This window comes from Peribacillus sp. NPDC097295, from assembly GCF_044761665.1.
In the GTDB taxonomy this organism is placed as follows: domain Bacteria; phylum Bacillota; class Bacilli; order Bacillales; family DSM-1321; genus Peribacillus.
This window is the reverse complement of sequence record NZ_JBIWCW010000020.1, coordinates 24488-44909: the sequence shown is the minus strand read 5'-3', so window position 1 is coordinate 44909 and position 20422 is coordinate 24488. Positions and strand designations below refer to the sequence as shown.

Below are 20422 nucleotides of genomic sequence, written 5' to 3'. Positions count from 1 at the left end.
ATATTATAGAATGGTAGCACCTAAGACCCCTTGGAAATGTGTAAGTGCCCAATCGTGGCCCGTTTTATTAAATGAAGCAATTGCTTTTTCATAGACGAAAATATTATAACCTAAATTATAAGCATCCACTGCGGTGTGAAGAATACATATATCACTGCATACTCCGACTAGATATACATCGGTGATATCCCTCTCTCTAAGCTTGATGTGAAGATCCGTACCTGCAAAGGCGGAATATCGTGTCTTATCCATATAATGTACATTTGGCAGATTTTTATGGGTTTCATATTCATCTTTAAGCTTGCCATATAAATCTCTTCCCACTGTACCTCGAATATTATGTGGTGAAAATAAATTAGCTTCTGGATGCAAGTGGTCACCATCATCATGAAGATCAATCGCAAAAACTGTATAATCACCCTGTTTTATGAATTTTTTTGTAATATCGACCAGTGCGACTTCTATCTCCTGACCAGGTTTTCCACATGTTAATGCACCATCATCAGCTACAAAGTCATTCGTATAATCGATATTAATCAACGCTTTTTTACCCATATCACATTCCTCCTCAATAATAAATCGAGTCCATGACTACCTCTGCATTAAATCGGTAAAGCTGTGAGGGACGAAAAGAATTACGCTTCGTTTTCTTTTGTAATCCTTTTTCATCCAAAACCTTTTCCAAGAATGGCAGCTTGGGGGCTTTTGTAAAAAATAATGAATCTGCGCTGATTTTTGCGTCTTCCCGTACCGTAAGGAGGACACGCTGGAGCTCCGAAAGCGTAAATTCGCCTGGCAAGAAATTTTTAGCGATGGTCGTTTGCATCATTTCTTTTTTCAATAGTTCTACCGCTTCATGAATGATTGCATCGTGATCAAAAGCAAGATCCAGTAGAAGTACTTCCTGTATCGTGAATAATTCGACCTCTGCCGCGTCGTCGTTGGCTTTTCTTTGGTGAAGGAATTCCTCCTGAACAATCGCATAAAAGGCATTTGAAATGATCCACCCTCTTGGATCTCGCCCTGGTTGATCATACGTACCGAAATGTTTCACTTGTAGTCCCGATACTCCTGTTTCTTCTTTTAATTCCCTTTGGGCGGCTTCATAGGCCGTTTCATCTGCATTTACGAACCCACCAGGCAATGCCCATTTATCGCCTTCAACATTTGGGCTTCCTTCCCTATCCGTTGCCGCTCGTTTAATCAATAATAGTTTTAAGAACATCTCCGGTGGAGCTTTCTTCTCGGTTTTTTTAGACGTAATCGTAAAGATCGCAATATCTGCTGTGTATCCATCTGGAGTGATATATTTCTTTTTTCCTTGCTGAACCATGGCAGCTCTCACTTTCTTCATTAAATTTAAATGATTGAGTAATTAGTAAATCCTTAATTACTAAGTATAGTACTCTTAACTGCTGTTTTTTGCAACACTTAACGTTTAATTATTTCCATTTTTCAGGATAATTATTTATTAAGTGTAGCTTAAACAGGGATGTTATAAATGACAAAAGGAGCTGTTCCCTTATTGGGACAGCGTTTCATCGCATTTAAACTGTGTATCTTTTACTCATATCCTCTAATTCTCCAGAAGCAATGGCTAAATTGGAAACTAACTGATTCATTTCCCCGGTCATCGCGTTAATCTGTTGAGCAGATGCAGTTACTTCTTCTATACCAGCAGCATTTTGCTCAGATATGGCTGCAACTTCTTCAATGGATTCTTTCATTTTTTCTTCATTATCCGTCAATAAAATTAGTTGGTTTGCCATTGAATGAACCAATCCATTCATAGTGGATAATTCCTGATAAATATCATTGAAGGTTTCACCTGTCTTATGTAGCTTCCCTCTCCCTTCATCCACTTTCTCTAACCCTGATGTAAGGATTTTCACCATGTTTTTGGAGTTGTTATTAACGGTTCCAACTATTGTAGAAATACCGTTTACAGAATCGGAAACTTGTTCAGCAAGTTTCTTTACTTCATCTGCCACCACGGCAAACCCTTTACCCTGTTCTCCTGCTCGAGCTGCTTCAATTGCTGCATTTAAAGCGAGTAAATTCGTTTGATCGGCAATATTACTAATGAGTGTGACAAGTGTGGTCACTTCATTATTTTGTGTTTCCAAAGTTTTCACTTGATTCACTGATTCTAAGACAATATTATGGATTTCCTGCATTTTTTCTATTGATGAGCTCATTAATTGCATACCGGTCTGTGAATCGTTTATCGCTACTTCTGTCGACTTTGTAATCTCTTGGCCTTGTTTATTCGTTGCGGCAATAATCTCGGAGAACTCCCTCATATCCACCGAGAGTGTAGAAGCTAAGTTGGCTTGTGACTCTGCACCACTCGACATTTCATCCATCGTGACAGACACTTGAGTGGTCCCTTCATTTACTTCGCTAGAAGAATTATTCAATTTACTACTTTGATCGTGTAGTGATGACGAGAGACCATGTATTTTTTTTATCATTTCAGACAAAGTTTCTGTCATTTTTTCAAAGGAGGTATAAAGTAATCCAATTTCATCCGTAGAAAGAACTCTATATTCCCGTGTTAAAGTAGAGGCTTCTTCCAGGTCGCCCTTCGAAATAGAATTGGCTATATCTGATATTCGCTTAAGAGGATTAAGCTTCTTACCAAGATAATAATAGACGAACCCAAGAATGAGTAAGGTGAAAATTATCGAAACTGCAATAACCATCGGTAAAAAACTGTATAATACTCCATTTTTAATCGATTGGATCGTTTTGGCCTCTGTGTCAATGCCAAGAATGCCTATGACTTTTCCCTCACTATCTTTAATGGGGGCAAAAGAAGACATATAGTCTCCGTACTTCTCATCTTTAATGATATCTGTGCTCACCGTTTTCCCGGATAATACCGGTAGTAAATCTGTATCGGATATAGATGTCGTTACTTCACCGATGGTGGAAGACTCTTCGGGAGGCAGCCCATCAATCAGTAATTGGACCTGATTATTTTTAATAGCATATGTATATACATAAAGAGCACCCGACTTGATTCGATAATCATTTAATTGTTTTTGAATTTGATAGTATGGGTCATTCTTCTGGGGATCTTCAACAAACTCATGATAAAGGACTGGGTCAAGGTTTGAAGTTATCCTTAACGCATCCTGAACACCCATTTCCTTGAAGGTCTGTTCAATAGATTTAGAAGAATCATAGTATAATGTAGCAAGGTTAAATACCAACAAACATGCTATTAAAGCAAATAACAACCTAATTAGCGATGTTTTGATTGATTTACCCTTTGAAAATTTGAACAAGATGGTTCACCTCAAAATATGATTTAAGAACAGTATGTAAGTAAGTCTTATACCTATTTATCGGCTTTTTAATGATCTTATTTAGAGTATAGTCAGCTAAGATAGAATACGCCTGGCGGTATGCGGAAATAAGAATAAATACCCCCACTCAAGGCTTCTTGAGTGGGGGTATTTATTATAGAGTTTAGCTTCCTTAAAGTATCAGACCGGATAAACCCCATGTTTACGTTCAGTGAATGTTAACTGCTTACTGCTATATGCTTCATATCGCTTACTCAATTCATCACGTAAATCATTTGGCTGGATGATTGCGTCGACAATCATCTCCGAAGCTAAACGATAGATGTCGATATCCTCATTATATTCATCTCGTTTTTGTTGAATAAAAGCAGGACGTTCTTCCGCTTCCAGTGCATTAATCTTATTCGCATAGACTGCGTTTACCGCAGCTTCCGCGCCCATAACGGCAATTAGCGCGGTAGGTAATGCCAGGACACAATCCGGTTCAAAAGCAGGACCGGCCATTGCATACAATCCGGCACCATAAGCTTTACGCACAACAACGGAAATCTTCGGAACTGTGGCTTCGCTCATGGCAGAGATCATTTTTGCTCCATGTCGAATGATGCCTGCCTGTTCAACCTTTGTTCCAATCATGAAACCTGGAATATCCGTAAGAAACAATAGCGGGATATGGAAAGCATCGCATAAGTTAATGAACTTGGCTGCTTTATCAGCCGAATCATGGAATAATACTCCTCCTTTGACTCGTGGCTGGTTGGCGATGATACCCACTGATTGACCATTTAATCGAGCGAGACCGGTAATCAATTCAGGTGCGAATAACTTCTTGATTTCACAAAATGAATCTCGATCTATGATCCTGTCAATTAAATCATACATGTTAAATGCTGCATTTTGATTTTTTGGAATCAAATCTTCAATCGTTTTTTCAAAATCAGCTGGTTGTTCTGATTGGAATGCTTTTGGCTTTTGTTGATAATTCCCTGGAAAATAACTTAAGTACCGACGGGCAAAGGCAATGGATTCTTGTTCTGAATGGACTAGAACATCGCCACATCCTGAAACGGAACAATGCATTTTTGCTCCTCCCATTTCCTCTTCGGTTACTTTTTCGCCGATGACCATTTCGGCCATTCTTGGTGAACCTAAATACATCGAAGCATTTCCTTCAACCATGACGACAATATCGCAAAAGGCTGGAATATACGCTCCACCAGCAGCGGAAGGGCCGAATAGGAGGCAGATCTGTGGAACTTTACCGGATAGTTTTACTTGATTATAAAAAATCCTACCAGCCCCACGGCGTCCTGGAAACATTTCGACTTGATCCGTAATGCGGGCACCCGCTGAATCGACTAAATAAAGAAGTGGAACTTGTAACTTATCGGCTGTTTCTTGAATGCGGATGATTTTTTCAACCGTCCTGGCACCCCATGAACCGGCCTTCACAGTCGAGTCATTGGCCATAACACAGACCGTCTGGCCATTGATTTTCCCAATTCCCGTGACGACTCCATCTGCAGGTAGTCCATCACTTGTACAATTTGCAAAAAAGGCATCCTCAATATCGATTCCTTCATCAAATAGCAACTCTAACCGTGCTCGTACGAAAAGCTTTCCATTTTCCGCATTTTTTTGATGATACTTTTCCAAACCACCCTTACTTATCTTTTCGACCTGTTCGGTGAGTTTATCTGTTGTTACCATTCATGTTCCTCCTTCAATTGAAGTCAATTACCATTGAACACCGGTTTGCGTTTTTCTTTAAATGCCGACAGACCCTCCAGTCGGTCCCGGGTTTGTAAAGTCGTTTGATAGCATTCCTGTTCGATTTGCAGCCCAGTTTTTAAGTCTGTATCCATCCCCTGATTGATTGATTTTTTTGCAGCACGTAAGGCCAAAGGTGCGTTAGCTGCTATTTCCCCAGCCAGTTTCTTCGCCTCTGCAAGCAATAGCTCAGGATTGGTCACTTGGCTGATGATTTGCATGTGTTTAGCTGTTTGCGCGTCAATTCTCCTTGCCGTGTAAATCAATTCTTTGGCAGTCGCTATGCCAACGATCCTAGGGAGGCGCTGACTCCCACCACCACCAGGAATGATACCAAGTGAAGTTTCCGTTAACCCCATCTTTGCCGTGTTCGAGGCAATACGAATATCACAGGCTAGAGCTAACTCGAGACCTCCACCAAAGGCAGAACCATTTATCGCAGCAATCACTGGAACAGGAAGATTTTCAACTGCTGATATCGTATCACCGATAAGCTTTAGCGTTTCCCTGACTTTAATTTCATTCATCCCAGCCCGTTCTTTTAGGTCGGCACCTGCACAAAATGCCTTATTGCCAGCTCCCGTTAAAATGACTGTTCGAAGATTAGACAGCTGCTTCACATCATTAAGCGCTTCATATAGGTTATGAAGTAATTCCCTGGATAAGGCATTGGCTGCGTCCGGCCTATTCAAGGTCATAATGACAATCCCATTTTCCTCATGACTGACCTTTACACTTGAATACATAGCTTCACCCCTCCTTCATTCATTGTGCGTTATAAATTGCCATCTGATGGCTAGGCAAAGGTTTTTCCAAACAGGATTGCATCATGGAAGCTGACTTAATCAATTTTTCGGCGTCTATTCCTGTAACGATTCCCATATTGTGAAGCATGTGAACCAGGTCATCTGTGGCCACATTTCCGCTCGCACCTGGTGCATAAGGGCAGCCCCCGAGTCCTCCTAGTGCCGAATCAAATGTGGTTATACCGTAGTCCAGTGATTTGAGGACATTGGCAAGAGCCATCCCTCTCGTATCATGAAAATGGAGAGCAAGTAGGCTCTTATCATATCGTTTCACTGCTTGCTCAAGGAACTCTTCCACTTGTCTAGGAGAAGCCACTCCAATCGTATCTCCTAATGATAGCTCATTAATTCCATACTCGAATAATTGGTCGCATACCCGGAAAATCTGTTCAATATCAATTGAACCTTCATATGGGCAGCCAAAAACCGTGGAAACATAACCTCTTACCGGTTTCCGGATACCAGTTGCTGTGTCAATAACTTCCTTAAGAACAGGGAATGTGTCCGAGATTGATTTATTTATGTTCTTCAGATTATGGGTTTCGCTTGCTGACATAAAAACTGAAATTTCATCCATACTCGCTTCCAGGGCTGACTCCAATCCCCTTCGGTTTGGAACGAGTGCCGCATATGTGATAGTAGGATTACGTTTGATTCCTTTGCCTACTTCCAACGCATCTCCCAATTGTGGGATCCATTTTGGATTCACGAAAGAAGTCGCTTCTATATAAGTAAGGCCGGTTTCAGAAAGCTGATCGATCCAATCTATTTTCCTTTGCGTCGGGATAATGGCCTTCTCATTTTGAAGTCCATCCCGAGGGCCTACTTCCTTAATGGTTACTTTTTCAGGCCAATTCATCCTATCACTCCGTCTCTTCACTCAATGATGGCCAAAACATCGCCTTCATTAACAAAATCTCCCTCGTTCACTTTAAGTTCCTTGAGTGTTCCAGCCTTTTCTGCGACAATGGGAATTTCCATTTTCATAGATTCTAAAATGATGATGTCCTGTCCATCAGCCACGCTTTGTCCTTCACCCGCTACGATTTTCCATACACTCCCTGCCATGCTTGCTTTTAATTCTTCCATTATAATTCCTCCTCATATCGTTATAACCACGAAGTAATTCCGATCCATCTATCAAACCTTGATTTTTTTAATATACTTATTGATGAAATCTGTTGTTGTATCCCCTTGATAGTACGCCTCATGTTCAATGATTTCCTTAAGTAGCGGTAGGTTCGTTTTAATTCCTTCAACTTTATAGTTTTCCAGTGCCTCTTTTAATCGATCTATTGCTATCTCACGGGTAGCTCCGCTCACTACCAACTTGGCAATCATCGGATCATAAAAGTGGGAAACGACCGATGTTGCCTGTACGGCGAGCTCATGGCGGATCCCTTCGCCTTCCGGGAGGGACAAACCCGTAATTTTACCGGGTGCTGGATAGAAGGTCTTCGGGTCCTCTGCATAAATCCTCACTTCTATGGCGTGCCCCTGCCTTTTTACATTTTCTTGTGTAAAAGAGAGCTTTTCACCGTTAGCGATTTTTATTTGCTGTTCAACAAGATCAAGACCAGTGATTTCCTCAGTGACTGGGTGTTCCACTTGAAGACGTGTATTCATTTCCAAGAAATAAAACTTCTTATTAACATCAACTAAAAATTCCAAGGTGCCTGCATTGTGATAACCGATGCTCTGCACGGCTTTTATTGCTGCTTCCCCCATTTTCCTTCGTGTTTCTTCATCAAGAAAAGAAGATGGCGCCTCTTCAACGACTTTTTGATGGCGTCTTTGGATCGAGCATTCCCGCTCCCATAAATAAACAGCATTTCCAAACTTGTCTGCCAATACTTGAATCTCGATGTGACGTGGTTTCTCAATTAATTTTTCGATGAACATGTCACCATTACCAAAAAATAATTGTGCCCTTTTTTGATTCCCTTCGAAAGCTTTTGAGAGCTCTTCCTCATTCGTAATCGCCTGCATACCGATACCCCCGCCGCCAGCTGACGCTTTCAACATAATTGGATACCCAATCTTTTCGGCTACTGCTGCTGCTTCCATACTATCCGTTAACGGACGGGAGAAACCTGGAACTAAGGGAATTCCTGCTTCCTCCATCTTTTTTCGGGCTTCCACTTTATTACCCATCTGTTGAATGACATCTGGCTTAGGACCGATGAAAATCAAGCCTGCTGCTTCACACGATTGTGCGAAATCAGCATTTTCACTAAGAAATCCATATCCCGGATGTATGGCATCAACCTTTGCCTCTTTCGCAATATCTAAGATTTTCGCGACATTCAAATAGCTTTCCTGAACACGGGATCCTCCTAATAAATAAGCTTCATCTGCATATGAGACAAATGGCGATTCGGAATCAGCCTCAGAATAGATGGCTACAGTACCTATCCCTAATTCTTTACAAGTGCGAATGATACGCGAAGCAATTTCTCCTCGGTTTGCAATAAGAATTTTATTTATCAATCCAATATCCTCCTTATTTCGTTTGTTCCGTCAATAAGTCAAGGGTTTGCTCCCGTAGCTTATATTTTTGGATTTTCCCGGATGCAGTCATTGGATAGGCATCCGTAAAATGAATGTAACGCGGTATTTTTTGATGAGAAATCTTTCCTTTGCAGAATGATCTCAGTTCATCTGCCGTCAGGATTTCTCCTTCTTTCAAAATAATCCATGCCGTTACCTCTTCTCCATATTTCTTATCGGGAATGCCCAAAACCTGAACATCTAATATCGCAGGGTGCTGATAAAGGAACTCTTCAATTTCACGCGGATAGATGTTTTCGCCCCCTCTAATGATCATATCCTTCAGGCGGCCGGTTATTTTGCAATACCCGTTATCATCCATAACCGCTAAATCTCCAGTATGAAGCCAGCCTTCTGAATCAACGGCCTCTTGCGTTGCTTCCGAGTTTTTATAATACCCCTTCATGACATGGTAACCTCTTGAGCAAAGTTCACCCTGTTTGCCCCGTTCCAGTTCCTCTCCGGTAGCAGGATTTATGATTTTCACTTCCACATTCGGCAATGCCCGACCAACCGAAGAAACACGAAGTTCAATGGGGTCATCAGTACGGGTCATCGTGATACCAGGTGAAGATTCCGTTTGCCCATACGTAATCGTGATTTCTGAAATCCCCATCTTGTTCACTACATTTTTCATGACTTCAATTGGACAAGTGGACCCAGCCATGATTCCAGTCCGGAGAGAACGCAAATCATATTCATCAAAGTCGTCAAGGTTCAACTCGGCAATGAACATCGTCGGTACCCCGTGAAGGGCCGTACATTTTTCCGCCTCTACCGTTTGAAGTACGGTACGTGGATTGAATTCAATAACAGGCACCATTGTAGCCCCGACAGTTACAGCAGCCATCGTACCCAGTGAACATCCAAAGCAGTGGAACATCGGGACCGGGATACAGAGCCGATCTTCGCTTGTCAGTTTCATGCAGGACGCTACATTCAATCCGTTATTGACCAAGTTTGAATGTGTGAGCATGACCCCTTTTGGAAATCCCGTTGTTCCTGATGTATATTGCATATTTATTACATCTTCAGGTATCAGTTCATTCATCCGACTATTTAGCAATTCCTCTGATATCCGTATGCTTCCGCCAAGGATATCGGCCCACGAAAAGGTACCGGGATATCGTGTTTCACCTAACATGATGATATTTTTTAATTTCGGTAGTTTCTTAGATTGTAATTTCCCTGGTTCGGCGGTCTTTAATTCAGGGATGATTTCATGAAGCGTTTCTATATAGGAGTGATCTCGATATTGTTCCATCAGAATGATTGTCGTCGCATCCGATTGCCGGAGAAGATACTCAAGTTCACTCGCACGGTAGTTCGTATTGACCGTGACGAGCACACCACCCATTTTGGCTGTTGAAAATTGGGAAATGACCCATTCCGGCTTATTCGTTGCCCAAATTGCGATATGCTCTCCTTTTTCAATACCAAGTGACATAAAGCCACGAGCTGCCAGACGACAAACCTTTTCGAATTCACTGTAGGTATACCGTAAACCCAGATCAGGATATACCACCGCTTCATTATTTCCAGATTTCCTAGCCGTCTCTTCAAGCAATTTGCCGACAGTGATTTCTTGCAAATCAGACATTGAACTCCTCCTATCATGTAAAAGTAAGCTGTATCCTTTTTGTTACAAGTGATACGATTTGCATATCTCTCCAGTAAGAATTACGTGAGTATGATTAAAGGTCAACAACCCAATTGTCTTGCTATTACCATTCTTTGAATCTCGGAAGTACCTTCCCCGATTTCTAGCAACTTAGCATCTCGTAAGTAACGCTCCACCTCGTATTCACGCATATACCCTGATCCTCCATGAATTTGAATAGCCTGATTGCTCGTACGGAAGGAGGTTTCACTAGCAAAGAGCTTGGCGAAGGCCGCTTCTTTCGCAAATGGTTGTTTATTATCTTTTAGCCATGCCGCTTTATAAACCATGTTTCTCGCTAATTCAATTTCCATGGCCATATCAGCAAGTTTGAACTGTATCGCTTGAAAATTAGAAATTGTTTTCCCGAATTGAACCCGTTCTTTTGAAAATGCCAACGCCCTATCGAAAGCCGCCTGTGCTATCCCGACCGCTAATGCCGCAATTGAAATCCTTCCCCCATCTAACGTGAACAAGAATTGCTTGAATCCTTTATCTGGATCACCCAATAAATTCTTCTTGGGTACCCGGACATTATCCAGAATGATTTCGCATGTATTAGAGGCACGCACTCCCATTTTTTCATAATTGCTGTTTATCGTTAGTCCCGGTGTATCCGTTGGGACGATGAAAGCAGAAATGATATTTTTTCCCCTGCTGTCTTTTCCCGATACGGCTGTAACTGTGATCGTTCTGGAGTAGCTGGCGTTTGTTATCCAGGTTTTCTCGCCATTAATCACATATTCATCACCTTCCACTACCGCTGTCGTTCTAGTACCGCCAGCATCCGACCCTGCATTCGGTTCAGTCAATCCGAATGCCGCCAGCGTCTCACCAGTGGTAATCGGTATAAGGTATTTATTCTTTTGTTCCTCGGTACCAAAGTAATAAATCGGGCTCGCACCAAGTGAAACGGCTGCAGCGTAACTTAATCCGGTTCCTCCACAAGCTTTCCCGATTTCCTCGACAGCAATCGCATAGGATATCGTGTCTCCACCTGAACCTCCATATTCCTCAGGGAATGGAATTCCTAGCAACCCTAGTTTCCCCATCTTTTTGAAAACATCCTCCGCAAACATCGACTTCGCATCCAATTCAACTGCAATTGGTTTAATTTCTTTTTCTGCAAACTCCCTTACCATTTCCTTGATCATTTGCTGTTCTTTCGTGAGTGAAAAATCCATTTATTCATTCCCCTTTCGCAATAAGACCGACTAGTTGGTCTGTTAGAGATGTAAGCGTTTTATTTATTATCCATCATAATTTGGTGCTTCAGCAAAAAAGGCTGAATCCTAGCATCACTCTTCATTTTTTCCGTTAATAAACCCTGTAAAATCAAATCGACATAAATGTGGCCGATTTCCTCGATTGTTTTTCCGCCGTCCCGCTTATACCATTTATAGGTCCAGTTCACCAAGCCTAAAATAGACATACCAGTTATTTCAACTGGCAATTCGCTGCGGAATTCTCCCTTTTCAATTCCTTCTTGAATCACTGAAAAAACGATTTCTTTATACTTGTGACGTTTATTTTTAATTGCTTCTACATAAGGCGGTTTAAGGTATATGCTTTCTTGATAGAAAACTGAAATATGTGGTTTGTAGAGATCAAATACTTTAACAAATGACAGTATGATCTTTTGCATTTTTTCTGAAGGGTGGATGCTTTCTGAGGTGGCTTCCTGTGCTTTCGTTAACACATAGGATATAAAATAATCATGTATGACAAACAATAGCTCATCTTTAGAGGAAAAATGGTGATAAAAACCACCCTTGCTTGTTCCGCTTTCTTTTACAATTTCGTTCACAGAGACTCCGTGATAACCATGTTGTTCAAAAAGGTTCAGTGATGTTTCTATGATTTTTTCTTTTAACTCCGTAAGGCCATCACTCCTTATGTATTCGCTTACATTCAATCCTGATTAAAAACGAAAATGTTTAAAACTGGATTATATTTAGATTTTACCAAATATTATAAGTTTGTCAATTTCAAATGATGAAGCGTACGAATATTTCGTAATTTTTCATGATATTTCCCCACTTAGCACGTTTAGGGCGCATAAGTGAGGGATCATTCAATTGAGCAAATAGTATCGAGGTGTATCATAGAAAATACGCTGGTTAAATTCGGGAAAAGCGGAATGAAACTGAACATAAATCGGGCAATCAACGAGCCATGGAAAAAAACAGTAAAATTCTTTATCTCCGTTAACAATGGCGGTAATTGCCAAATTCAGGTTTTGTTGAAAAATTATATACCGTGCTTTTGCCTGAGCATATTCATTTTCGACTCCATCTACATAAACGTTGGCCGTTAAAAGATATTGACCAAGTGATGCATCCCAGTTAGCCATCACTTCATCTCTCAATTTCACATTCAAGGCTGAGCAATCATATTCCGTCCCGATTGTAAGGTATAGGGCACCCGTTTCATCAGAGTGGGTAAGTGTATATTTCCTTCCGTCTATAGGAAGACATGGGGTGGTGGGTGGCATAAATTTTACCGTTAATTTATCCGGTTGAAATTCTGGCATCCATTCATACTCCTTTTGCAAATTACCGTTTACCCTATCCTATGATAGCCGCCCATCTCTGGTGAACATCCTACTTCTTCTTAATCGGTTTGATGTCCGTTTTAATCAGTTCCCATCCATGATTGAAGGACCAGAACGATTTAATTTCCAACAGGGGGTCTCGTTCATTGCTCCCCATTACATATTGGACACCTGAAAGTCCCTTCCCTTTTCCAAAAAAGGTCTTCGGTTTCAAAGAGGAGTATGAGTTGACCAAAAGTTCAGTAGACTCATTCAACTTGCCGTCCTGATATATTCCTAATTCTTCATACTCTTTCTTTCTGGAACTGACATCCACGATAATTGGCTTGTTCCCTTCAATCATGACTTCCGCTTTATACCCGTCTAGAAATTGAGCAGTCACGGGTACAGACGGCGGAACCTCCAAATCCCTCGCTTTTCCATCTTTGAAGGTATATGCATAACTGTTAACGGTACGTTCTATCCCTTCCGTCAAAACTGTGACCAATACATCCTGAACCCCATCTTTATTCAAATCGGCAAGCGCCAATTCCGGTTTGTAACCGGCTTCGAGTGGTACATTAATAGATTGGCGGTTACTTTCTACGAGCAACTCGATTTCCTTCAGGAACTTGCTTTCTTTATTATATGGCGTTCCTTGAACCTGAATGATATCTATTTTTTGATCTCCCGTGACATCCCTTTTGGATGAAATATAGGTCCCATCCTCTGGAAAGCTTTTATCATGCGCTTCGACCGCTTGATAGCTTAAAAAAATCGAAAGTACTAAAACCGTGTATTTTAGTAAAGCTAACTTATTCATGGCTATACCCTCTCTTTTTCCTTTAACTAATTCGACATTTGTCGCTTTTTGAGCTTTCGGCGTTGATCTTTCATGAAAATGGACCAAAAGTAATAAAAACCGGGAACTAATATCGCAAAGCCAACGATATATGTAGCAAATACAGCCCTGAATGAATTTGGGTCGGTAAAAGCTTCAACGATCTTGACATTGGGAAAGATAATATACGGCAAGTGTGCAACTCCATACACATAGCTACCTATCATATATTGGATGATGATAGCTATTACGGCGAGCCTTGGCATTCCTTTGACCTCCCGCTTGGAAAAATAGGGAAGGAAGAGGGCTACGCCGCTAACGATAAAAAAGATAAGCGAGACGAATAACAGTGTAGAGTTCTCCATCATCCCCTCATATAACCATGCTGCTTCCTTTTTTAGCGTTAACATCACGAGAAATGCCATTACCAACATTAGAGGACCTGTTATTATCGCGTCCCGACGATATATTTTGTAGGATTTTAGTTCGTCCGCCTGTTTTGAATAATCGGAAAGTAGTAACGATGAAAGAAATAACGTACTCAAAATTCCAAATCCCAAAAAGGCATATTCATTCGGGCTAGTGAAAAGTTTACCTAAATTCAGTTCTTCGTTCCCTCCCACATCTTCGAGGAATCCAAGATGGGTTATTGGTAAAACACTGATCAATAGACCAGGAATAATCAGCCCCGTTATCCCTGATATATAATTCAATATCTTCTCATACTTGTCTAAACTGTGAGAGAAGACGAGAAAAGCACTTCTGATACAAAGAAGCAGTAAGATTAAACTGGCTGGAACGATTAAAGCTACTCCAATCGAAAATACAGCTCCTGGAAATAGACTATAAATGGCTACGACAAGTCCCACTACGAATGTGTTCGTTACTTCCCAAGTCGGGGATAAATAACTATTCGCAATTTTCGTGGCATTCGTATGTTCTTTCTTGATATAAATCATCGCCCAAAATCCTGCTCCAAAATCCATGGACGCCATGATTGCATACAAGAAAATAAAGCCCCAAACAAGCGTGATCGCCTGAAGTGCATCATTCATTCACTTTTGCCCCTTTTCTAAGAATTAGAATCGAATATTTGCACGTCCTTCTGTTCAGCCTTGAAAATATCATCCGTTACAGAATTACGCTTGAAATAATAGATAAGTGTAAATACAACAGATACACATAAAATGATGTAAACAATAATGAACAACGTGAATAAATACCCTAGATTTTCATAAGTAGTTACGGAATCCGCCGTCGTTAGCATTCGATAAATCGTCCATGGCTGTCTGCCCGTACAAGCAAATATCCAACCACATTCAATCGAAAGTACCGCCAACGGACCGGACGCCACAAACAGCCATAAAAGCCACTTTGGATATCGATCTTTCTTCAGAACCTTATTCCAAACTAATGCGAATAAGGATAGTACTATTAATCCTGTCCCGATAATGACCATTGCATTGAACAAGGTGTGGACATAGAGCGGTGGCCAATATTCTTCGGGAAAATCATTCAAACCAGTAACCACGGTATCAACACTATTTCCGGACAAAATGCTCAACACCCAAGGAAATTCAATTCCGTATTTCACTTCCCGATCTTCTCGGTCGGTCCACCCGAATAATGTGAGTCCTGCATGATCTTTCGTTTCGAACAGACCTTCTGCCGCAGCTAATTTTTCCGGCTGTTCCCGGTATAAATGCTGTGTGGTCGAGTGACCGTTAAGCGCCGTCAAAATCGAAAGTATAAGCCCCAACACAATGCTTAATTTTAAAGCTTTTTGGTGAAAATTGTATTCCGTTGAACCATACTTATTTTTGAGCATTTTGTAGCCGGCAACCGCTGCTATGGCAAAGGCCCCTGTCGCATAAGCAGTCACTGCCGTATGACCTGCCGTCACCAAAAAACTAGGATTGAAAAAAGCCGCCCAAGGATCCACGTCTACAATTTCACCATTCTCAAACCGGAAACCAGCGGGTGTCCCCTCGAAAGCGTGAACGTTCGCAATTAAGACAGCCGATGCCAAAGCCCCGAAAGCAACCAAGGATAAACTTAAGATTCGGGCCCAAGGTTTTATTTTTTCAGCAGCATACACATAAATTGACATGAATAATGCTTCAACCATAAATGCATAAATCTCAATTTGGAATGGAAGGGCCATTACTCGCCCAATCACCTCCATAAATCCAGGCCATAAAAGTGAAAGCTGTACACCGGCAATCGTACCCGTTGGAATCCCAACACCTAACAAAACCCCTAACGTTTTAGTCCAGCGTTTAGCCATTACCACATATTGCAGATCTTTCGTCCTTTGGTACATTAATTCAGCAGCCAACATCATCATAGGCAATCCAACACCTAAGGTAGCAAATATAATATGTACACCCATATTAGTCCCGAACATTGCTCGTGCCATTTGTAAGTGATCCATACATTTTTCCTTTCTAACCTGATTTGTTCTTGTTAGCTTCTCCATTAAAAAGGAAAATATTTAATAATATCCCACAATTCATCCATTAAAATTTCATTTGTTTACTGACGGGATTTTGGGTTCTACTTGATATAAATATTCTACCGAGGTTATTTTTATAATAATTATTTTTAAGTTACCTTATATACAATTCATTATTCTGGCGAGGTTAATTTTAAAATATTCATGAGGATTTATTAAAGAAAAACAAGTATGGATACTCGAAGAATTCTTTTTTTGTTAACTTACGACATATTTTAATAAAATAAATGCAAAAATACCGCTCCCATTGAACGGTATTGGCAAAATATAAATTTTTTAATTGTCTATCATTTCATTGCATATCTAGAACAAATGTTCTATAATTCAGACATTAAGCAAATTCAGGAGGTAATCAATGAAGCCCATTCTCTCCAAACATACAGATGCCCATGTATTCAAAGATTTTTATTGGTTAAAAAAAGAACTTCAGCAGTTTTGTCGAGAAAATGGAATAAGCGCTGTTGGATCTAAAATCGAATTATCCACTAGAATTGAAAGCTTTCTTGAAACAGGAGAGATTAAAAAACCGCTTAGAATCTCCATAGAACATCCGAATACTCATACACAACAAAGAAAATTGAGTCTTGATACAATCATTATGAAACATCATCGTTGTAGTCAAGATGTTCGTGCTTTTTTCAAGACAGCAATTGGTCCAACATTCCACTTTTCCACCCATATTCAGACCTATTTTAAAAATAATGTAGGAAAAACATACCGTGATGTTGTAGATGCTTGGTATATAGAAGAAGAACGAAAGAAAGAGCCAGGATATAAGAAGAAAATCTCTCCACAATTTGAATATAATCAATTCGTTCGCGACTTCTTCTCAGACCCTAACAATAAAGGGAAAAGTAGAAAAGACGCGATAGAATTCTGGAATATTATAAAGCAACTTCCTGGAAATAATATTTATACCCCTGATAAATAATCCTTACTGTGAAGTGGCTTAACCGACAAAAATAGTTCTATTACTACCCCTTATTGTCGAAATCCATTGTAAATTATCCTTCTTGATTGACTACTGTCGGGTCACAGCGTATTAGGTGATACTCTCACTTTCAAACAAATCCAGTATGTCTCGGGTATCCACTTCTCTTAACTCCTCCATTGTTTTTTATTTCAAATTTTTTTTCCAATAGTCGTATATTGCCTCTTTCATTATTCCATTTAGATTTTTACCCTGCTTAGCTAGCCATTCAGTTTGATTTATTGGTAAATGCAACTTAAGATTTATTTTTTCATTTGGCATTTCCACTTTTCTTATTTCTTCCAGGCTAATGCCCTCTTCTATATTAGGGAAGGAAACATCGTTTTCATTTACTATCTGGAAACCACCATAGTCCTCTAAATCGTACATCTCACTATATAGGTTAAGCTGAGGCAATCCACCTCCCACCAGACCACGAAGATGCATAATCGTACTGATAACTTCCCCATCTTCCATTTCTATTTCTATAATTAAATTTTCTAGATGACCATATTTTTTCAGAACTATTTCGCTTACAATCATATCTAATTCCAATGTATACCTTGATCCTGCCTCGAAGATATATATAGCGCTATTAAACATAAAAACATTTTCACCATCTATTTTTACCGTCTTAACCTTACGCATAAACACTCCACTTTCACGTATGATTCTATATGCATTCGGATGATAACAAGGATCCTAAAGGAAATCTTGATTACTATTCCACCATCAGCCGTGATTCCAGATACTTGTCCAACTTCTTTTTAACCCGTTGAAGTGCATTATCTATTGTTTTTACCTGAACATTCAACTCTCGTGATATTTCTAAATAGGTTTGCCCTCCCATGTATAAATCCACAACCGTGCTTTCCAGGTCACTAAGGAGTTCTGTTAATTTCAGCTCAATTTCACTGAATTCTTCCATTCCTATTAAGATGGAAACTGGATCCATCTGCTTTTGTTCAGGAACGACATCTATGAGAGCTTGTTCGGAATCTCCTTGATATATAGGTTTAAACAACGAAACATAGGTATTTAAGGGAGAATGTTTTTGACGAGTGGCTGCTTTGACTGCGGTTATAATTTGTCTAGTAATGCAAAGTTCTGCAAATGACTTAAAGGAGGCTGAATTTTTACAATCCCTATAATCTCGGATAGCCTTATACAACCCAATCATACCTTCTTGGAAAACGTCTTCCTTATCGCCACCTGTAAGAAAGTACTTCATGGCTTTCGTTTTGACAAGGCCTTTATATTTCGTAATTAAATGATTTAATGCGTCATCATCACCATTTTGAAATTTCCCTATCAAAATTGCATCTTCCATTTGTGTAGAGTTTTCCACCTTTTCCTTATCGAGGATCATACTCATTTTTATTCCCCCACTCACTTAGTTGAACACCAAAAACCTACATGGTTGCATTTTCTTTTCAAAAAATTAGTAGAATCATATAATATTATAGTATCTCAATTACAGAATTAAAGATATCCTTTAATGCCGACATTTTCCAACAATATTATATATTACCATTTTTCAAAAAGGAACATTTACCTTCAAAAAACTAATTAACTCTATCAACATCCTATTAAATATAACAAAACACAGCAGAATTATTTTTTCATAAAGCTCGAAATTTAAAGAAAATTGACCACCTAATTTTGGTTAGTCACATCTAGGTCTTCTAAAACACGAAAATCCAGTATATTTCTATTTCAGATATCACACTGCTCACAAAAAAAAACCTCGACATAAATCGAGGTCTTCATCATTAATAGTCTACCTTTTTATTTCATATCCTTCTTACTTGAACCTTCAATAGGATCATTTGGGTCGCCCCAGCATTCTACATTTTTTAATCCCTTAATGTTATTAACATGGAAAACGGGATCTTTGCCATCCTTCTTTTGTTTTTGATAATCGGCAAGTGCAGCAAATGCTACTTTCCCGAGTAAGGCTATCGCAATCAAGTTAATGATGGCCATGGATCCCATCAATAAATCTGCTAGGTTCCATACAAATTGGAGTGAAGCCATCGATCCGAATATGACCATTCCAACGACCGCAATACGATATATATTAATCCAAACTCTATTTTGATTTATAAAACTGATATTAGATTCTCCATAATAGTAATTTCCAACAATGGAGCTAAAAGCAAATAGCAATACGATTATGGCAAGGAAAATACCTGCCCAAGAACCTATATTCTCACTAAGAGCATTTTGTGTAAGGACAATACCATCTTTTCCTTTTGATGTATACAGCCCTGAAAACAGAATGATAAAGGCCGTCGAGCTACAGATGATAAGTGTATCAACAAAAACGCCAAGAGACTGGATAAGACCCTGTTTCACCGGGTGGGTGACATCTGCTGTTGCACCTGCATTAGGTGCACTCCCCATCCCTGCTTCATTTGAGAATAAACCGCGTTTGATTCCGTTCATCATGGCTGCACCGAGTGCACCACTGGCAATTTCCCTTAATCCATCAAATGCACTTTCAAAGATTAATACCAACACACTAGGTAACTCGGTGATATTCATAATGATGACAACTAAAGCTACTAACACATAAGCTCCAGCCATGATTGGTACGATGACTTCAGAGACTTTAGCAACCATCTTAATTCCGCCAAAAATAATGACTGCTGTAATTATAGCTAAAATAAGTGCCGTAACCCATTTTTCAACCCCGAATGATGTATTGAACGCACTAGTAATCGTATTGGCTTGTACGGAATTGAAAGCTAGGCCAAATGTTAAGGAAATCAGAACTGCGAATGTGATACCCATCCATCTTGCGTTTAATGCTTTTTCCATATAATAAGCTGGACCGCCACGAAATGCATCGCCGTCCTTGACTTTGTAAATTTGTGCGAGAGTACTTTCTATGAAAGCTGAGGCAGACCCGATCAAGGCGATTAACCACATCCAGAAGACAGCTCCTGGACCACCAGTGGTGATTGCTATAGCCACACCTGCTAGGTTTCCCGTTCCTACCCGAGAAGCCGTACTGATACAAAAGGCTTGAAAAGATGATACACCTTTCTTATCTGCTGTTGCCCCTTCCCCTAATAGTCTAATCATTTCCTTTGCCATTCTGAACTGAACGAACTTCGTCCGAACAGAAAAATAAATCCCCATGCCAACTAATAAAATAATAAGTATAGATGACCATAACAAATCATTTGTTTCAGTGATAAACTTTTCTAATATTTCCATTATAAAACGAACCCACCTCTAATTATTTCATTACAATACCTTTAGAGTTCCCTCTTTTACAGAGCAGTAAACACTTGAGAACAAATGTGACTCTAAATATAATATTCAATTATACTATTTTTATATTAACTAAGTAGGAAATTAGTTTTTTCAGAATATTACTATATTCGGTAAAATCAAAATTTTCATTGGTGCTTTTCATTTGTAGTCTTACATCCAAAAAAGCCCTAGAGACGAT

Annotated in this window: 19 protein-coding genes; 1 reads left to right on the top strand and 18 read right to left on the bottom strand. The window is 39.8% G+C overall.

The window, feature by feature from the left end; all coding sequences use genetic code 11:
• Nucleotides 1-3: 3 nt before the first annotated feature.
• The 15 genes from ACIQXN_RS19495 to ACIQXN_RS19425 form a co-directional block, all read right to left on the bottom strand.
• The gene (locus ACIQXN_RS19495) at nucleotides 4-555 is read right to left on the bottom strand and encodes a cysteine hydrolase family protein (RefSeq protein ID WP_402970552.1); all 552 of its coding nucleotides are present in this window, start codon (nucleotides 553-555) and stop codon (nucleotides 4-6) included.
• 13 nt (nucleotides 556-568) lie between these two features.
• Nucleotides 569-1333, bottom strand: coding sequence for an NUDIX domain-containing protein (locus tag ACIQXN_RS19490; protein WP_402970548.1), 765 nt, complete (start codon nucleotides 1331-1333; stop codon nucleotides 569-571).
• A gap of 214 nt (nucleotides 1334-1547) precedes the next feature.
• The gene (locus ACIQXN_RS19485) at nucleotides 1548-3293 is read right to left on the bottom strand and encodes a methyl-accepting chemotaxis protein (RefSeq protein ID WP_402970545.1); all 1746 of its coding nucleotides are present in this window, start codon (nucleotides 3291-3293) and stop codon (nucleotides 1548-1550) included.
• 201 nt (nucleotides 3294-3494) lie between these two features.
• Nucleotides 3495-5024 carry an acyl-CoA carboxylase subunit beta gene (locus ACIQXN_RS19480; protein WP_402970542.1) on the bottom strand — a complete coding sequence of 510 codons (1530 nt, stop codon included), beginning with the start codon at nucleotides 5022-5024 and terminating at the stop codon, nucleotides 3495-3497.
• A gap of 23 nt (nucleotides 5025-5047) precedes the next feature.
• Entirely contained in the window at nucleotides 5048-5830 is a 783-nt protein-coding gene (locus ACIQXN_RS19475) for an enoyl-CoA hydratase (protein ID WP_402970539.1), read from the bottom strand.
• Between the two features lie 19 nt (nucleotides 5831-5849).
• Entirely contained in the window at nucleotides 5850-6749 is a 900-nt protein-coding gene (locus tag ACIQXN_RS19470) for a hydroxymethylglutaryl-CoA lyase (protein WP_402970536.1), read from the bottom strand.
• Nucleotides 6750-6766: 17 nt separating this feature from the next.
• The gene (locus ACIQXN_RS19465) at nucleotides 6767-6979 is read right to left on the bottom strand and encodes an acetyl-CoA carboxylase biotin carboxyl carrier protein subunit (RefSeq protein ID WP_402970531.1); all 213 of its coding nucleotides are present in this window, start codon (nucleotides 6977-6979) and stop codon (nucleotides 6767-6769) included.
• A 51-nt stretch (nucleotides 6980-7030) separates the two neighbouring features.
• The gene (locus ACIQXN_RS19460; RefSeq protein ID WP_402970526.1) at nucleotides 7031-8380 is read right to left on the bottom strand and encodes an acetyl-CoA carboxylase biotin carboxylase subunit; all 1350 of its coding nucleotides are present in this window, start codon (nucleotides 8378-8380) and stop codon (nucleotides 7031-7033) included.
• A 13-nt stretch (nucleotides 8381-8393) separates the two neighbouring features.
• Nucleotides 8394-10031 carry an AMP-binding protein gene (locus tag ACIQXN_RS19455; protein ID WP_402970607.1) on the bottom strand — a complete coding sequence of 546 codons (1638 nt, stop codon included), beginning with the start codon at nucleotides 10029-10031 and terminating at the stop codon, nucleotides 8394-8396.
• 110 nt (nucleotides 10032-10141) lie between these two features.
• Entirely contained in the window at nucleotides 10142-11284 is a 1143-nt protein-coding gene (locus ACIQXN_RS19450) for an acyl-CoA dehydrogenase (RefSeq protein WP_402970523.1), read from the bottom strand.
• Nucleotides 11285-11343: 59 nt separating this feature from the next.
• Entirely contained in the window at nucleotides 11344-11997 is a 654-nt protein-coding gene (locus tag ACIQXN_RS19445; protein WP_402970604.1) for a TetR/AcrR family transcriptional regulator, read from the bottom strand.
• Between the two features lie 177 nt (nucleotides 11998-12174).
• On the bottom strand, nucleotides 12175-12633 hold the full coding sequence (locus ACIQXN_RS19440; protein WP_402970520.1) for a staygreen family protein: 459 nt from the start codon (nucleotides 12631-12633) through the stop codon (nucleotides 12175-12177).
• A 70-nt stretch (nucleotides 12634-12703) separates the two neighbouring features.
• Nucleotides 12704-13456, bottom strand: coding sequence for a hypothetical protein (locus ACIQXN_RS19435; RefSeq protein ID WP_402970517.1), 753 nt, complete (start codon nucleotides 13454-13456; stop codon nucleotides 12704-12706).
• Nucleotides 13457-13482: 26 nt separating this feature from the next.
• Nucleotides 13483-14529, bottom strand: a complete 1047-nt coding sequence (locus ACIQXN_RS19430) for a cytochrome d ubiquinol oxidase subunit II (protein WP_402970515.1) — start codon at nucleotides 14527-14529, stop codon at nucleotides 13483-13485.
• 17 nt (nucleotides 14530-14546) lie between these two features.
• Entirely contained in the window at nucleotides 14547-15908 is a 1362-nt protein-coding gene (locus tag ACIQXN_RS19425) for a cytochrome ubiquinol oxidase subunit I (RefSeq protein ID WP_402970511.1), read from the bottom strand.
• Between the two features lie 436 nt (nucleotides 15909-16344).
• On the opposite strand from ACIQXN_RS19425, the gene ACIQXN_RS19420 reads away from it, so the two are divergent.
• Nucleotides 16345-16920, top strand: a complete 576-nt coding sequence (locus ACIQXN_RS19420) for a DUF6434 domain-containing protein (RefSeq protein ID WP_402970508.1) — start codon at nucleotides 16345-16347, stop codon at nucleotides 16918-16920.
• A gap of 186 nt (nucleotides 16921-17106) precedes the next feature.
• Here ACIQXN_RS19420 and ACIQXN_RS19415 read toward each other — a convergent pair whose 3' ends face one another.
• From ACIQXN_RS19415 to ACIQXN_RS19405, 3 genes are all read right to left on the bottom strand, one after another.
• Nucleotides 17107-17607 (bottom strand): hypothetical protein, encoded by a 501-nt coding sequence (locus tag ACIQXN_RS19415; RefSeq protein WP_402970505.1) that lies wholly within the window; start codon nucleotides 17605-17607, stop codon nucleotides 17107-17109.
• A 73-nt stretch (nucleotides 17608-17680) separates the two neighbouring features.
• Nucleotides 17681-18334 carry an RNA polymerase sporulation sigma factor SigH gene (gene sigH, locus ACIQXN_RS19410; protein WP_402970502.1) on the bottom strand — a complete coding sequence of 218 codons (654 nt, stop codon included), beginning with the start codon at nucleotides 18332-18334 and terminating at the stop codon, nucleotides 17681-17683.
• Between the two features lie 413 nt (nucleotides 18335-18747).
• Nucleotides 18748-20184, bottom strand: a complete 1437-nt coding sequence (locus ACIQXN_RS19405; protein ID WP_402970499.1) for an alanine/glycine:cation symporter family protein — start codon at nucleotides 20182-20184, stop codon at nucleotides 18748-18750.
• Nucleotides 20185-20422: the final 238 nt, after the last annotated feature.

Excerpts from the sequence above, each read along its gene's own strand:
- ACIQXN_RS19495 (WP_402970552.1), bottom strand. The coding sequence starts at position 555 with ATGGGTAAAAAAGCGTTGATTAATATCGATTATACGAATGACTTTGTA.
- ACIQXN_RS19490 (WP_402970548.1), bottom strand. The coding sequence starts at position 1,333 with ATGGTTCAGCAAGGAAAAAAGAAATATATCACTCCAGATGGATACACA.
- ACIQXN_RS19480 (WP_402970542.1), bottom strand. The coding sequence starts at position 5,024 with ATGGTAACAACAGATAAACTCACCGAACAGGTCGAAAAGATAAGTAAG.
- ACIQXN_RS19475 (WP_402970539.1), bottom strand. The coding sequence starts at position 5,830 with ATGTATTCAAGTGTAAAGGTCAGTCATGAGGAAAATGGGATTGTCATT.
- ACIQXN_RS19470 (WP_402970536.1), bottom strand. The coding sequence starts at position 6,749 with ATGAATTGGCCTGAAAAAGTAACCATTAAGGAAGTAGGCCCTCGGGAT.
- ACIQXN_RS19465 (WP_402970531.1), bottom strand. The coding sequence starts at position 6,979 with ATGGAAGAATTAAAAGCAAGCATGGCAGGGAGTGTATGGAAAATCGTA.
- ACIQXN_RS19450 (WP_402970523.1), bottom strand. The coding sequence starts at position 11,284 with ATGGATTTTTCACTCACGAAAGAACAGCAAATGATCAAGGAAATGGTA.
- ACIQXN_RS19440 (WP_402970520.1), bottom strand. The coding sequence starts at position 12,633 with ATGCCAGAATTTCAACCGGATAAATTAACGGTAAAATTTATGCCACCC.
- ACIQXN_RS19435 (WP_402970517.1), bottom strand. The coding sequence starts at position 13,456 with ATGAATAAGTTAGCTTTACTAAAATACACGGTTTTAGTACTTTCGATT.
- ACIQXN_RS19430 (WP_402970515.1), bottom strand. The coding sequence starts at position 14,529 with ATGAATGATGCACTTCAGGCGATCACGCTTGTTTGGGGCTTTATTTTC.
- ACIQXN_RS19425 (WP_402970511.1), bottom strand. The coding sequence starts at position 15,908 with ATGGATCACTTACAAATGGCACGAGCAATGTTCGGGACTAATATGGGT.
- ACIQXN_RS19420 (WP_402970508.1), top strand. The coding sequence starts at position 16,345 with ATGAAGCCCATTCTCTCCAAACATACAGATGCCCATGTATTCAAAGAT.
- ACIQXN_RS19415 (WP_402970505.1), bottom strand. The coding sequence starts at position 17,607 with ATGCGTAAGGTTAAGACGGTAAAAATAGATGGTGAAAATGTTTTTATG.
- sigH (WP_402970502.1), bottom strand. The coding sequence starts at position 18,334 with ATGAGTATGATCCTCGATAAGGAAAAGGTGGAAAACTCTACACAAATG.
- ACIQXN_RS19405 (WP_402970499.1), bottom strand. The coding sequence starts at position 20,184 with ATGGAAATATTAGAAAAGTTTATCACTGAAACAAATGATTTGTTATGG.